This window comes from Micromonospora marina, assembly GCF_900091565.1.
Lineage (GTDB): Bacteria > Actinomycetota > Actinomycetes > Mycobacteriales > Micromonosporaceae > Micromonospora > Micromonospora marina.
This window is the reverse complement of record NZ_FMCV01000035.1, coordinates 1-13,043: the sequence shown is the minus strand read 5'-3', so window position 1 is coordinate 13,043 and position 13,043 is coordinate 1. Positions and strand designations below refer to the sequence as shown.

Here is a 13,043-nt window from a genome sequence, read left to right as displayed (position 1 = left end):
GCGGCACCGCCCCGGCACCACCGCCGGGCGGGGTGAGCCGGGGAGGCGTTGGTGCTGGGAGATCTGCTCGACGGGGCGTGGCAGAGCATCGTTTTCGGGATCGTCGGGGTGGCGCTGATGGCCGCCGGCTTCCTGCTCGTCGACCTGCTCACCCCGGGCAAGTTGCGGGAGCTGATCTGGGTGCGCCGCAACGGCAACGCCGCGTTGCTGCTCGCCGCCAACCAGGTCGGCATCGCCGGCATCGTCTTCACGGCCATCCTGACCAGCTACAGCTCGTTCACCAAGGGGCTCGCGTCCACTGTGGTGTTCGGGCTGGTCGGTCTGCTGGTGATGGCGCTGGCGTTCCTCGTGCTGGACCTGCTCACCCCGGGCAAGCTGGGTGACGTCATCGCCGCCGAGCAGCCGCATCCGGCCGCCAGGGTCAGCGCCGCCACCCACTTCGGCGCCGCGCTGATCGTCTGCGCCTGCATCGCCTGAAGCGGTCCCGTCCTCCCGGGCAACCTGCTCGGTGTCTTCGCCCCGCGGGCCGAGGGCTGAGCGCGCTTCGGGTGCGCGCCGTCGCCGGACCGGGGCGACAGCACCCGTAGCGGCGTGGTGGCGGTGCCCGGTCGGGCACCGCCACCACGGGTGGCCCCGCTCGGCTCCGGCCAGGAGGAGGGAACGGCCGGTGCGGGGCGGCGGGGCCACCACGTCACTTGCCGCCCTGGCCCTCCTGCCCGGCCTCGGCGCCCTGGCCGGGCTTGTCGCCACCCCGGCCGTGGTGGCCGCCCTTGCCCGGGCCCGGGAACACGCCCGCCTCGGCGGCTTCGAGCACCGCGTCGGCCTGCTCCTGGGTGAGCTCGCCGTCGGTGACGGCCTGGTCCAGCCGCTCCTTCAGCGCTGCCTGCCGGTCCTCGGTCGACGGCCGTTCCGGGCGTTCCGGGCGGTCGCCCTGGCGCTGCTCGCGCAGCTTCTCCAGCGCCGCGGTGACCTTGTCGGTCGAGACGCCCAGCTCCTCGGCGAGCGCCTCGGCGAACTCGGCCTGCCGGTCGGCGTGCTTCTGGCGGCGGTCGTCACCCTGGTCGGTGGTGCTGGCGCTCGAGGACGGGTTCGGGCTCTTGTCGTCGGCGAGCGCCACCGTCGGGGCGGCGATCCCGACGCCGAGCATGCCGGCAGCGGCCAGGCCGGCCAGCAGGTGCTTCTTCGACATCGTGCGGATCATGCGATTCTCCTGTTCGGTGGTGGTGCGATGACGTCACCGACAGTGGTCGCCGGAACTGAGGGCCACCCGTGGCGGACCTGTCAGCGAGCTGGCAATTCCGTCCGGAAGGCCCCTTTTATTCGCTTTGCCGGGGTGTCGAAGTGCCCGCGAGGCTGGGCGAAACCCGACGAAAGGCCACTTGATGACGAAGCCCGCCATCCGCGAGATCCCGCTCACCGGGCCGGGCTCCGGCCCGTACTCGATCACGGTCGGGCCCGACGGCGCGCTCTGGCTGGCGCTGGCCGGCTCCGGCGGCGTCGCCCGGCTCGGTCTCGACGGTGAGGTACGGACCTACCGCGGCGACCCGCCCGGCAGCCGCCCGCTGATCATCGTCGCCGGCCCCGACGGCGCGCTCTGGTACAGCCGCTCGGGCGACGACCGGCTCGGCCGGATCACCGTCGGCGGCGAGACCGGCTCGGTGGCGCTGCCGCCCGGCTGCGGCCCCTGCGGGCTGGCGGTGGGCGCGGACGGCGCGCTCTGGTACGCCGGCATGAGCGACGACACGGTCGGCCGGGTGAGCGTCGACGGGGAGGTCACGTCGTTCCCGCTGCCGGTGGCCGAGGGCTTCCCGTCGATGCTGGCGGCCGGCCCGGACGACGCGCTCTGGCTCACGCTCAACCAGGGCAACGCGATCGCCCGGGTCGACCTGAACGGGAAGGTGTCGGTGCATCCGCTGCCCACCGGGGCGGCCGGGCCGGTCGGCATCACCCGCGGTGGCGACGGCGCGCTCTGGTTCGTCGAGATCCTCGCCGGGCAGATCGGCCGGATCACCCCGGACGGGCGGATCGACGAGTTCCCGTTGCCGGACCGGGCGGCGCGCCCGCACGCGATCGTCGCCGACCCGGCCGGTGGCTGCTGGTTCACCGAGTGGGGCGCCAACCGCATCGGCCACGTCGACCCCGACGGCCACGTCACCGCCCACCCCCTGCCCACCCCCGCGTCCGAGCCGCACGGTCTCACGGTCACCCCCGACGGTGCGGTCTGGGCCGCCCTGGAGATCGGCGCCGTGGCCCACCTGGCCCCGCCCTCCCAGGGTTGATCATGAGGTTGGCGGCAGTCCAGAGATCCACGACTGCCGCCAACCTCATGACCGCCGGGCCTCGGCCTCGGGTCAGCGGACGGCGGCGGTCACCGTCAGGGTGCCTGCGGTGGCGTCCAGGGTGGCGGGGGTACCCACCGGGACGGTGAGCTGGCCGGGGCCGTGGCCGACGGGCAGGCCGCCGAGGACCGGTACGCCGAGGTCGCCCAGGCGGTCGGTGAGCACGTCCACGACAGTGGTGTCCCAGCCGTCCGCGCACTCGGTGAACTGGCCGACCGCCACTCCGGCGATCCCGTCCAGCGCGCCGCAGCGGCGCAGGTGGGTGAGCATCCGGTCGATCTTGTACGGCGGCTCCTGCACCTCCTCGACCAGCAGGACCGCCCCGGTCAGGTCGGGCATGTCAGGCGTGCCGACGGATGCGGTGATCAGGCACAGGTTGCCGCCGAGCAGCCGGCCCCCGGCCCGGCCGGGCACCCGCACCGGGTACGTCTCCTCCGCCTCGACCGCCGCCACCGTCACCGGCTCGGTGCTGGTCAGCGCGGCGTGCAGCGACTCGGCCGAGCGGATCGGCGTGCGCTCGTCCCGCCACGCGGCGCCCGGCCCGTGCACCCCGGCCAGCCGGGCACCCCGCCAGAGCGCGAACTGCACCGCGGTGATGTCGGAGAACCCGGCCACCACCTTCGGATCCCGGCGTACCGCCGCCATGTCGATCAGGTCGACCACCCGCTGCGCGCCGTAGCCGCCCCGGGTGCAGACCACCCCGCGGATCTCCGGGTCGGCGAACGCCGCGTTCAGGTCCGCGGCCCGCAGCGCGTCGTCGCCGGCCAGGTAACCCCGGCGGGCGTACGCGTTGGGCGCGGGCACCGGCCGCAACCCCCAGCCGGTGAGCAACTCGACGCCGCGGGCCACCCGTTCGGGACGGGTCGGCCCGGACGGGGACACCAGCATCACCGCGTCGCCGGGACGCAGGGCCGGTGGGCGCAGGCAGTCGTCAGGCACGATCGGAGCCTAGGGCCTGCCGGAACCGGCCCGGTCGGGCGCACCGGTTAGCCTCGACGTCGTGGCGACCGCTCTGGTGATCGAGAACGACCCGACCGACGACCTCCGCCGACTGGGGGAGTGGCTCACCGAAGGGGGCCTGGAGCTGCGCGTGCTGCGTCCGCACGCCGGTGACCCGCTCCCCGCCGACCTGGAGGGGTACGCCGCGCTCGTCGTGCTCGGCGGCGACCAGCAGGCGTACCCGGGGCCGGACGGCGGCCCCGGCGCGCCCTGGTTCCCGGCACTGGAAGGGCTGCTGCGCAAGGCGGTCCGGCAGCGGGTGCCCACGCTCGCCGTCTGCCTCGGCGCGCAACTGCTCGCCACCGCGCACGCCGGCCGGGTCGAGCGCAGCCCGTCCGGCCCGGAGGTCGGCCCGGCGCTGGTGGGCCGGCGCGACGCCGCCGAGGACGACCCGCTGTTCCGGTACGTGCCGCTGATGCCCGACGTGCTCCAGTGGCACGCCGACGAGATCACCGAGCTGCCGCACGGCGCGACGCTGCTGGCCGCGTCCACCCGCTACCCGCACCAGGCGTTCCGCCTCGGCGACCGGGCCTGGGGGTTGCAGTTCCACATCGAGTGCGACACCGCGATGATCGCCGAGTGGTCCCGCGACTCGGCGGTGCTGGCCGAGCTGGGCTACGACCCGGAGCTGGTGGTGGCCGCCTGCGACCGGGCGATGGCCGACGTCGAGGAGGCGTGGCAGCCGTTCGCGATCCGGTTCGCCGCGCTCGCGCTCGGCGAACTAGGCGACGACAACCCGCGCCGCAGCCTGCCGCTGCTCGGGGCCTGACGGTGGCCCGGCCGGCCCGCGGGCGCCTGGCCCGCTACGGATTCGCCGAGGGCGACGGCGCCGTCCGCGCCGCGGACCTGCTCGGCCCGGACGGGCTCGCCCTGTGGCGGCCCGACACCCAGGAGCCCGCCGACGACAGCGCCGCCGAGATGCTCGCCTCGCTGTCCCGCGCCGCCGATCCGGACCTGGCCCTGCGTCAGCTGCACCGGCTGGTCGAGTCCGAGCGGCGCTCCGGCGACGAGACGGCCGTACGCGACGCCCTGGCCGCCGACCCCGGGCTGCGCCGCCGGCTGATCGCGGTGCTCGGCGCCTCCTCAGCGCTCGGCGACCACCTGGTGGCCAACCCCGGCCAGTGGGCGGTGCTGGCGACCGAGCCGGACGGGCTCGCCCCCACCGCGGACGGGCGGCTCGACCTGAGCGTCGCGGCCCGGCTGACCACCATGACCGGCGCGGTCCCGCTGCTGCGGCAGGCGTACCGGCTCGCGCTGCTGCGAATCGCGGCGGCCGACCTGACCGGCGGGCGCGGCCTGGAGCAGACCATGGCGGCGCTGTCCGGGCTGGCCGACGCCACGCTGGCCGCCGCGTACGACATCGCCGCCGACGAGCTGCCCGACGGCACGCCACGCCCCCGGCTGGCAGTGGTGGCGATGGGCAAGTGCGGTGGCGACGAGCTGAACTACGTCTCCGACGTCGATGTCATCTTCGTCTCCGCGACTGACGACGACCTGCCCGCCGCCACCCAGGTCGCCACCCGGCTGATCCAGATCTGCGGGCTGGTGGCCTGGCCGGTCGACGCCGCGCTGCGTCCGGAGGGCAACCGGGGCCCGCTGGTCCGCACGCTCGCCAGCCACCTCGCCTACTACAAGCGCTGGGCCCGCACCTGGGAGTTCCAGGCGCTGCTCAAGGCCCGCCCGGCGGCGGGCGACCTGGAGCTGGCCAAGGAGTGGATCGACGCGCTGGCCCCGCTCGTGTGGACCGCCGCCGAACGCCCCGAGGCGGTCGAGGACGTCCGGTCGATGCGCCGCAAGATCCTCGACAACGTGCCGCCGAAGGAGCTGGAACGCGAGATCAAGCGCGGTCCGGGCGGGCTGCGCGACATCGAGTTCGCCGTCCAGCTGCTCCAGCTCGTGCACGGCCGGGGCGACGAGTCGCTGCGGGTGCCGGGCACCGTGCCGGCGCTGCGCGCGCTCGTCGCCGGTGGCTACGTGGGCCGCGCCGACGGGGAGGCGCTGCTGCGCGGCTACCGCTTCCTGCGCGCCGTCGAGCACCGGCTCCAGCTCCAGGCCCTGCGCCGGACCCACACCGTGCCGACCGAACCGGCCGCGCTGCGCTGGCTCGCCGCCGCGCTCGGCTACGCGGCCACGCCGGGCCGCAGCGCCGTCGAGGAGTTCCGCGCCGAGTGGGTCACCCACGCCGCCGAGGTACGCCGGCTGCACGCCAAACTGCTCTACCGGCCGCTGCTGGAAGCCGTGGCCCGGGTACCGGCCGAAGGGCTGCGCCTCACGCCCGAGGCGGCCCGCCACCGGCTGGAGGTGCTCGGTTTCGCCGACCCGGCCGGCGCGCTGCGGCACCTCCAGGCGCTCACCGGCGGGGTCAGCCGTACCGCCGCCATCCAGCGCACGCTGCTGCCGGTGCTGCTCGACGAGTTCGCCGACGCCCCCGAGCCGGACCGCGGGCTGCTCAACTACCGGCAGGTCTCCGACAAGCTCGGCAGCACCCCGTGGTACCTGCGCCTGCTGCGCGACTCCGGCCCGGTGGCGCGCCGGCTGGCCCGGGTGCTGTCGTCGTCCCGGTACGCGGCCGACATGCTGGCCCGCGAACCGGAGGCGCTGCGGCTGCTCGCCGAGGACAGCGAACTGACCCCGCGTCCACGGGCGACGCTCGTCGAGGGGTTCGCCGCCGCTGCCGCCCGCCACGACGACCCGGTCGAGGCGATCCGGGCGGTCCGCGCGCTGCGCCGCCGGGAACTGGTCCGGATCGCCGCCGCCGACGTGCTCAGCCGCGCCGGTTCGCTCGCCCCGCTCACCCCGCGCCCGGTCGGCGGCGGGGAACGCCGGCCCACAGTGGTGGACGTGACGGCGGTCGGCACCGCGCTGTCCCACGTCGCCGACGCCACACTGGCGGCCGCGCTGCGCGCCGCCCGTACCGTCCACCCCGGACCGCCCGGCCTGCGCTTCGCGGTGATCGGCATGGGCCGGCTCGGCGGGTACGAGTCGAACTACCTCTCCGACGCCGACGTGCTGTTCGTCTACGACCCGCCGCCCGGGGTGGAGGAGAGCGCCGCCAGCGCCGCGGCCCACGCCGTCGCCGAGGAACTGCGCCGGCTGCTGTCCGCGCCCGCTCCCGACCCGCCGCTGGGCGTCGACGCCGACCTGCGCCCCGAGGGCCGGCAGGGCCCGCTGGTCCGCAGCCTGGCCGCGTACGCCCAGTACTACGCGCGCTGGTCGCGGGTGTGGGAGGCGCAGGCGCTGCTGCGCGCCCGGTTCGTCTGCGGCGACGCCGACCTGGGCGCCGAGTTCGAAGCCATGATCGAGCCGGTGCGCTACCCGGCCGAGGGGCTGAGCCGCGAGCAGGTGGTCGAGATCCGCCGGATCAAGGCGCGGGTGGAGACCGAGCGGCTGCCCCGCGGCGCCGACCCGGCCACCCACACCAAGCTGGGCCGGGGCGGGCTGGCCGACGTCGAGTGGGCGGTGCAGTTGCTCCAGCTCCGGTACGCCGGTCAGGTGCCCGCCCTGCGCGGCACCCGTACGCTCGACGCCCTCGCCGCCGCCCGCGACGCCGGCCTGCTCGACCCGTCCGACGCCGCCGAGCTGGCCGCCGGCTGGACGCTCGCCGCCGAGGTGCGCGACGCGCTGATGCTGGTACGCGGCCGGGCCGGGGACCAGTTGCCCCGGCACGGGGTGGAGCTGGCCGGGGTGGTGCGGCTGCTGGGGCGCGAGGACCAGGGCGAGTTCCTCGACGAGTACCTGCGCACCGGCCGCCACTCCCGCACGGTCGTCCAGCGAATCCTGGAGTCCCCCCTCTAGCCCCTGCGCCCGTCCGCCGCGCCCTCCCACCCCGCCCTCCGCGCCCCCGCACGCCGTCCCGCGCGGCGATCGTGCAGTTGCGGCCCCGCGCAGGCCGGATAGGCCCGATTTGCCGGGGCAGAAAGCGCAAGATCGCCGCGCTCAGGGGACGGTGGATCAGCTGGTGAGGGTGTAGGTGCCCGCCTGGGGGACCGTCACCGTGGTCCAGGTGCCGTTCGGGGTGACTGCGGCGCCGCCCGAGGCGGTGAGCCAGCGGGTGTGGCGCACCCGGATCGGGATCGGGCCGGCGGCGGGGGCGCGGAACGTGATCGAGGCACCGTCCTGGCGGATCAGCTCGCCCGGCGCGCCGACCAGCGGAGTCGGCTCGGTGACCGCGTACAGCTTCCAGTGCCGGTCGTACCAGACCTCGGTCAGGTACGGCTGGCCCGCCTCCACCAGCTTCGCCTCCGACGCACCCACCCAGGAGAACTCGGCGTCGGGCACCGCCACGTACTGCACCGCGTTGTCGGCCAACCAGTCCCGGTAGGTGACCGGGGTGAGCGGGACGCCGGTGCCGTCCGCGCCGGGCACCGTGGTGAAGAACAGCGGATTGCGGTCGATGTCGGCCTGCCGCAGCCAGCCCCGGGCCAGCGGCACCTCGCCCATGTGGGCCGCCTCCCAGTAGTTGCGGGTCGGCGGCACCTCCACCCGCCCGGTGAGCCCGCGCCGGGCCAACTCCGTGCGCAGCGGCGCGAAGTACGCCGGGTCGGCCGTCGGGTCGTCGGCACTGCGCAGGTCGGCGGTGACCACCGGCGGCTGCCACCAGCAGACCACCGCCAGCAGAGCGGCCAGCCCGGCCGCTCCGGCGACCCGGGAGCGCCGACCGGCAGGGCGCAGTCGATCGGCGAGTGGGGCGGGGAGCGTCGCGGCGGCGGCCAGCACCGGCAGCGCGAACATCACCACCAGCCGGGTGGCGTTCAGCCCGACCGGGGTGTGCAGCAGCGCCGACGCCAGCACCCCGGCCGCGGACAGCAGCGCGCCCGCCCGCACCGGCCGGTACGCCACGAGTGCCGCGACCAGAAGGCTCGTCACCACGGCGTGCACGGTGTCGGCCGTGCTGATGTTCATCCAGCCGCCCTCGCCGAACAGCAGCCCGGTCACGGCGAGTGGCGCGGCGGCCGGCACGGCGAGCAGCAGGCCGTCGGCGTACCGGCGGATCAGCAGCAGCGCGACGCCGGCGAGCCCGACGAACAGCCCGGCCACCGGGCTGGCCGCGGAGGCGAGCAGCGCGGCGGCAGCGGCGGCGACGGTCGCCCAGACGCTCCGGTCACGACCGGAAGCGCCGGGCCCGACCGGCTCGGCGGCGGCACCGGCGGCGAGGCGGGTGCGGCGGGCAGGAACGGTGAGCGCCAGCAGCGCGGCCAGGCCGAACGCGACGCCGAGGGCGTACGTGACCCGGCCGGAGACCAGGTTGCCGGCGATCGTGACCACGCCGACCAGGCTGCCCAGCAGCGGTCGGGGCACCCGGGCCCGCACCAGCAGGGCGGCGAACGCGGTGGCGGAGGCGAGCAGGGCGAGCGCGCCGGTGACACGTACCCCGAGCAGCGCCATCAGCGGCGGCGAGACGAGGCTGTAACCCCACGGGTGCACGCCGCCGTACCAGCGCAGGTCCACCAGGGCGGCACCGTGCTCGGCGAAGAAGCCGGCGCGGGCCACCTGCGCGGACAGGTCCGAGCCGGTGGCCGGCAGCGTGAGGTGGAACGCGGCGAGCACGAGCGCCGACACGGCGGAGACCGCCACCACCCGACCGCCCCGCATGCCCACCTCCTGATCGCGAACCACCGTACTGGCAGCATGTCGGACGTGCCTCACCACCTCTCGCGCTGGATCGGCCTGGCGGGCTCCGTACTGCTCGCCGTGGCCGCGTTCCTCGGCGGCGCCCTGCCCGACGGAGAGTTGCGTCCCACCCCGGTCAGCATCTGGCAGGGCCCGGACGGGCCGCTGATCATCGGGTTGTGGCTGCTCGGCACCGGGCTGCTGGCGTGGGCCTGGTGGTCGCTGCGGAACCGGGTGCCGTCGGCCCGGTGGGTGCTGGTCACCGTCGCGCTCTGGCTGCTCCCGATGCTTGTCGCGCCGCCGCTGGGCAGCCGAGACGTGTACGCGTACGCCTGCCAGGGCGCCAGCTTCTCGGCCGGGATCAACCCCTACGAGCAGGGCGTGTCAGCGTTGCCCTGCCCCTGGCTGGACACCATCTCCTTCATCTGGCGGGACACCCCGGCGCCGTACGGGCCGCTGTTCGTGCTGCTCGCCGGTGCGGTGGTGGAGGCCACCGGGTCGCTGTTCGCCGCCGTCGCGCTGTTCCGGGTGCTCGCCGTGGCCGGGGTGGCGCTCACCGCGTGGGCCCTGCCGGTGCTGGCCCGCCGCTGCGGGGTGCCGCCGCAGCGGGCGCTCTGGCTGGCGCTGGCGAGCCCGCTGGTCCCCGTGCACCTGGTCTCCGGCGCGCACAACGACGCGTTGATGATCGGCCTGCTCGTTGCCGGGCTGGCGGTGGTGGCGGCCCGTCCGGGGCGGCCCGGACCGCTGCTCGCCGGTGGGGCGCTGCTCGGGCTGGCTGCCGCCGTCAAGGTCACCGCGCTGGTCGTGATGCCGTTCGCCGCGCTGGCCGCGATCGCCGGGGCGTACCGGATCAGGACGCTCGTGCGCGACGGCGGGTGGGTGGTCGGCGGCTCGCTCGCGGCGCTCGCCGCGGCGACCGTCGCGTCCGGCCTGGGGCTGGGGTTCATCAGCGGGCTGGAACAGGGCGGGTTGGTGGTGGCCTGGACCTCGCCGCCGACAGCGGTGGGGCAGACCGTCGGCTACCTGCTGGCGCCGTTCGGCGTGCATGTCGACGCGCTGCCGGTGACCCGGGCGATCGGCATGGTCGTGCTGATCGCCGTGCTGATCTGGCTGTGGTTCCGGTCGTTCCGCCGCGGTGAACCGTTCTGGCACGCCGGGCTGGCGCTGACCGCCACGATCGCGCTCTCCCCGCTGTTCCACCCCTGGTACTGGCTGTGGCCGCTGGCGGTGCTCGCCGCCACCGCGCACCGCACGCTCTGGTTCTCGATCGTCACCGTGGTGTCGTCATTTCTGGTGCTGGCCGACGGCACCGGTTTACCCAGGTACACCAAGATGCCCGGTGCGCCCCTGATGACCCTGTTCGTGATCGGGCTGGTGGTGTGGTTGGTACGGTCGGCTCGCCAGGGTCGGCAGCCGGTTCCCGCGGACTGAGGAGAGTGCCGGTGAGCGAGCCCGACGGACCTGTCCGGCCGGTCGCCGCCGGTCTCGCCCGCTACGCCGGCCTCGCCGGGGCGGTGCTGCTCACCGCCGCCGGATGGCTCGGCGGCGCGCTTCCCGGTACGCCGTCGCGCGGCACGCTCGCCGCGATCTGGGCGGCCCCGCACGGGCCGGTGGCGCTCGGCTGCTGGCTGGCCGGGACGCTCCTGCTGGTGGGCGCCTGGTGGTCGCTGCGGTGGGGCGCGCCGTCCGGACGGTGGGCGTACCTGACCGCCGGGCTCTGGTCGCTGCCGCTGCTCGCCGCGCCGCCGATCGGCAGCCGCGACGTCTACTCGTACGCCTGCCAGGGCTGGACGTGGACGCAGGGCCTCAGCCCGTACCGGGTGGGAGTCGCCGGGGCCGGCTGCCCGTGGACCGACTCGGTGCCGCCGATCTGGCGGGACACCCCGGCACCGTACGGGCCGTTCTTCGTGCTGCTGGCCGGGCTCGCCGTCCTTGCCGGTGGCGGCCTCATCGGGGCGATCGTGGCGCTGCGGCTGGCCGCGGTGGCCGGGGTGCTGCTGGTCGCGCTCTGCCTGCCCGGCCTGGCCCGCGCCGCCGGGGTGCCCACCCGCCGGGCCGCCTGGCTGGTGCTCGCCTGCCCACTGGTCGGGATCCACCTGGTGGCGGGCGCGCACAACGACGCGCTCGCGCTGGGGCTGCTCCTGCTCGGCCTGCTGGTGCTGGTCCGCCTGCCGGGCAGGCCGCGCGCGCTGCTGGTCGCCGGGGTGCTGCTGGGCCTGGCGGTGGCGGTGAAGGCGGTCGCGGTGGTGGCGCTGCCGTTCGCTGCGCTCGCCGCCGTGCTGGGCCGCTACACGTGGCGGGCGCTGCTGCGCGACGGCGGGCAACTGGCCGCGTCGGTGCTCGGCACGCTGCTGGTCGTGTCGCTCGCCACCGGCCTCGGGCTGGGCTGGGTGGACGGGCTCGGCCACAGCGGCGACTCGCAGCAGTGGACCTCCCCGCCGACCGCGATCGGGTTCGTCGTCGACTACGCCGGGGAGCTGGCCGGGCGGCGGCCGGCGGCGGTGCCGGTGATCCGGGCGGTCGCGCTGGTGCTGCTGACCGGAACGCTCGTCGCGCTCTGGTGGTGGGCGTGGACGACGCTACGGCGGCTCGACGACGCCCGGCAGCGGGTGGCCCGGCTGACGCGCGCCCGCCCCCGGGTGGTGCTGCTCGGCGCGGGCCTGGCGCTCGCCGCCACGGTGCTGCTCGCCCCGGTCTTCCACCCCTGGTACGCGATCTGGCCGCTGACGCTGCTCGCGGTCGCGGCGGTGCCGCTTGCCCGGCAGGTCTGGTTCGTGGCACCCAGCGCGGTGGCGTCGGCCCTCACCCTGCCGGACGGCTCCAACCTGGCCCGGTTCAGCAAGGCGCCGGGCGCGGTGCTGATGACGGCGCTGGTGGTGGTCGTCGCGGTGGCCGGCCTCCGGGCCGCGCTGCGCCGCCGTACCGCGTGAAACGGCCGGGCCGGCTCCGCCATCGCGGAGCCGGCCCGGCCGGTGCTGACGAGCGTGCTCAGCAGTCGAAGTACATCGCGAACTCGTGCGGGGTCGGGCGCAGGCGCACCGGGTCGACCTCGTTGGCCCGCTTCCAGTCGACCCAGGTGGAGATCAGGTCGGGCGTGAACACGCCGCCGTCGAGCAGGTAGTCGTGGTCGGCCTCCAGCGCGTTGAGCACCTCCGGCAGCGAACCCGGGACCTGCTTGACGTCGCCCCACTCCTCCGGTGGGAGGTCGTAGAGGTCCTTGTCGATCGGGGCCGGCGGCTCGATCTTGTTCTTGATGCCGTCGAGGCCGGCCATCATCATGGCCGAGAACGCCAGGTACGGGTTGCTGGACGGGTCCGGCACCCGGAACTCGACGCGCTTGGCCTTCGGGTTGCTGCCGGTGACCGGGATGCGGGTGCAGGCGGAGCGGTTGCGCTGGGAGTAGACCAGGTTGACCGGGGCCTCGAAGCCGGGCACGAGGCGACGGTAGGAGTTGATGGTGGGGTTGGTGAAGGCGAGCAGCGACGGGGCGTGGTGCAGCAGGCCGCCGATGTACCAGCGGGCGGTGTCGGACAGGCCGGCGTAGCCGGTCTCGTCGTAGAACAGCGGTTCGCCGCCGCGCCAGAGGCTCTGGTGGGTGTGCATGCCGGAGCCGTTGTCACCGAACAGCGGCTTCGGCATGAACGTCGCGGTCTTGCCGGCGGCCCAGGTCTCGTTCTTGACGATGTACTTGAACAGCTGGAGCTGGTCGGCGGCGTGCAGCAGGGTGGAGAACTTGTAGTTGATCTCCGACTGGCCGGCGGTGCCGACCTCGTGGTGCGAGCGCTCGACGGTGAAGCCGCCGTCGACGAGGCGCCGCACGATCCGGTCGCGCAGGTCGGCGTAGTGGTCCACCGGGGGCACCGGGAAGTAGCCGCCCTTGTACGCGGTCTTGTAGCCGCGGTTGCCGCCCTCCTCGATCCGGCCGCTGTTCCAGGCGCCCTCGATCGAGTCGATGTAGTAGAACGACTGGTGCGCGGAGGTCTCGTGGCGGATCGAGTCGAAGATGTAGAACTCCGCCTCGGCGCCGAAGTACGCGGTGTCGGCGATACCGCTGGCGGCGAGGTAGGCCTCGGCCTTCTTCGCCACGTTGCGCGG

General features: G+C 75.2%; 10 protein-coding genes. 6 read left to right on the top strand and 4 right to left on the bottom strand.

The genetic code is table 11. From position 1 onward, the window contains the following. Nucleotides 1-51: 51 nt before the first annotated feature. Nucleotides 52-477: a DUF350 domain-containing protein gene (locus GA0070215_RS26560; RefSeq protein WP_091051283.1), complete on the top strand. Its 426-nt coding sequence runs from the start codon at nt 52-54 to the stop codon at nt 475-477. A gap of 214 nt (nt 478-691) precedes the next feature. Here GA0070215_RS26560 and GA0070215_RS26555 read toward each other — a convergent pair whose 3' ends face one another. Further along, nucleotides 692-1,201 (bottom strand): hypothetical protein, encoded by a 510-nt coding sequence (locus tag GA0070215_RS26555; RefSeq protein ID WP_018787033.1) that lies wholly within the window; start codon nt 1,199-1,201, stop codon nt 692-694. A 181-nt stretch (nt 1,202-1,382) separates the two neighbouring features. Here GA0070215_RS26555 and GA0070215_RS26550 point away from each other — a divergent pair, with 181 nt between their 5' ends. Then, nucleotides 1,383-2,279, top strand: coding sequence for a Vgb family protein (locus tag GA0070215_RS26550; protein ID WP_091051280.1), 897 nt, complete (start codon nt 1,383-1,385; stop codon nt 2,277-2,279). A gap of 72 nt (nt 2,280-2,351) precedes the next feature. Here the strand turns inward: GA0070215_RS26550 and GA0070215_RS26545 are convergent, their stop codons facing one another. Next, on the bottom strand, nt 2,352-3,227 hold the full coding sequence (locus GA0070215_RS26545) for a S66 peptidase family protein (protein WP_369753688.1): 876 nt from the start codon (nt 3,225-3,227) through the stop codon (nt 2,352-2,354). Between the two features lie 112 nt (nt 3,228-3,339). Between GA0070215_RS26545 and GA0070215_RS26540 the strand changes: the two genes are divergently transcribed. After that, complete coding sequence (locus GA0070215_RS26540; RefSeq protein ID WP_091051273.1) at nt 3,340-4,107, top strand: type 1 glutamine amidotransferase; 768 nt, start codon at nt 3,340-3,342, stop codon at nt 4,105-4,107. Nucleotides 4,108-4,109: 2 nt separating this feature from the next. Next, a complete protein-coding gene (locus tag GA0070215_RS26535; RefSeq protein WP_091051267.1) occupies nt 4,110-7,133 on the top strand; it encodes a bifunctional [glutamine synthetase] adenylyltransferase/[glutamine synthetase]-adenylyl-L-tyrosine phosphorylase in 3,024 nt (1,007 codons plus the stop codon). Nucleotides 7,134-7,289: 156 nt separating this feature from the next. Here GA0070215_RS26535 and GA0070215_RS26530 read toward each other — a convergent pair whose 3' ends face one another. After that, nucleotides 7,290-8,930, bottom strand: coding sequence for a hypothetical protein (locus GA0070215_RS26530; RefSeq protein WP_091051265.1), 1,641 nt, complete (start codon nt 8,928-8,930; stop codon nt 7,290-7,292). 36 nt (nt 8,931-8,966) lie between these two features. On the opposite strand from GA0070215_RS26530, the gene mptB (GA0070215_RS26525) reads away from it, so the two are divergent. Together mptB (GA0070215_RS26525) and mptB (GA0070215_RS26520) are read left to right on the top strand one after the other, a co-directional pair. Beyond that, a complete protein-coding gene (gene mptB, locus GA0070215_RS26525; RefSeq protein ID WP_091051259.1) occupies nt 8,967-10,379 on the top strand; it encodes a polyprenol phosphomannose-dependent alpha 1,6 mannosyltransferase MptB in 1,413 nt (470 codons plus the stop codon). A gap of 11 nt (nt 10,380-10,390) precedes the next feature. Then, nucleotides 10,391-11,878, top strand: a complete 1,488-nt coding sequence (gene mptB / locus GA0070215_RS26520; RefSeq protein ID WP_091051311.1) for a polyprenol phosphomannose-dependent alpha 1,6 mannosyltransferase MptB — start codon at nt 10,391-10,393, stop codon at nt 11,876-11,878. A 58-nt stretch (nt 11,879-11,936) separates the two neighbouring features. Here mptB (GA0070215_RS26520) and glnA read toward each other — a convergent pair. Continuing rightward, on the bottom strand, nt 11,937-13,043 hold a 1,107-nt coding region (gene glnA, locus GA0070215_RS26515), incomplete at its 5' end, for a type I glutamate--ammonia ligase (protein ID WP_091051253.1).

Bases quoted from the DNA above. Each gene is read 5' to 3' on its own strand.
- GA0070215_RS26555 (WP_018787033.1), bottom strand. From the start codon at position 1,201: ATGATCCGCACGATGTCGAAGAAGCACCTGCTGGCCGGCCTGGCCGCT.
- GA0070215_RS26550 (WP_091051280.1), top strand. From the start codon at position 1,383: ATGACGAAGCCCGCCATCCGCGAGATCCCGCTCACCGGGCCGGGCTCC.
- GA0070215_RS26545 (WP_369753688.1), bottom strand. From the start codon at position 3,227: ATGCTGGTGTCCCCGTCCGGGCCGACCCGTCCCGAACGGGTGGCCCGC.
- GA0070215_RS26530 (WP_091051265.1), bottom strand. From the start codon at position 8,930: ATGCGGGGCGGTCGGGTGGTGGCGGTCTCCGCCGTGTCGGCGCTCGTG.
- mptB (WP_091051259.1), top strand. From the start codon at position 8,967: ATGTCGGACGTGCCTCACCACCTCTCGCGCTGGATCGGCCTGGCGGGC.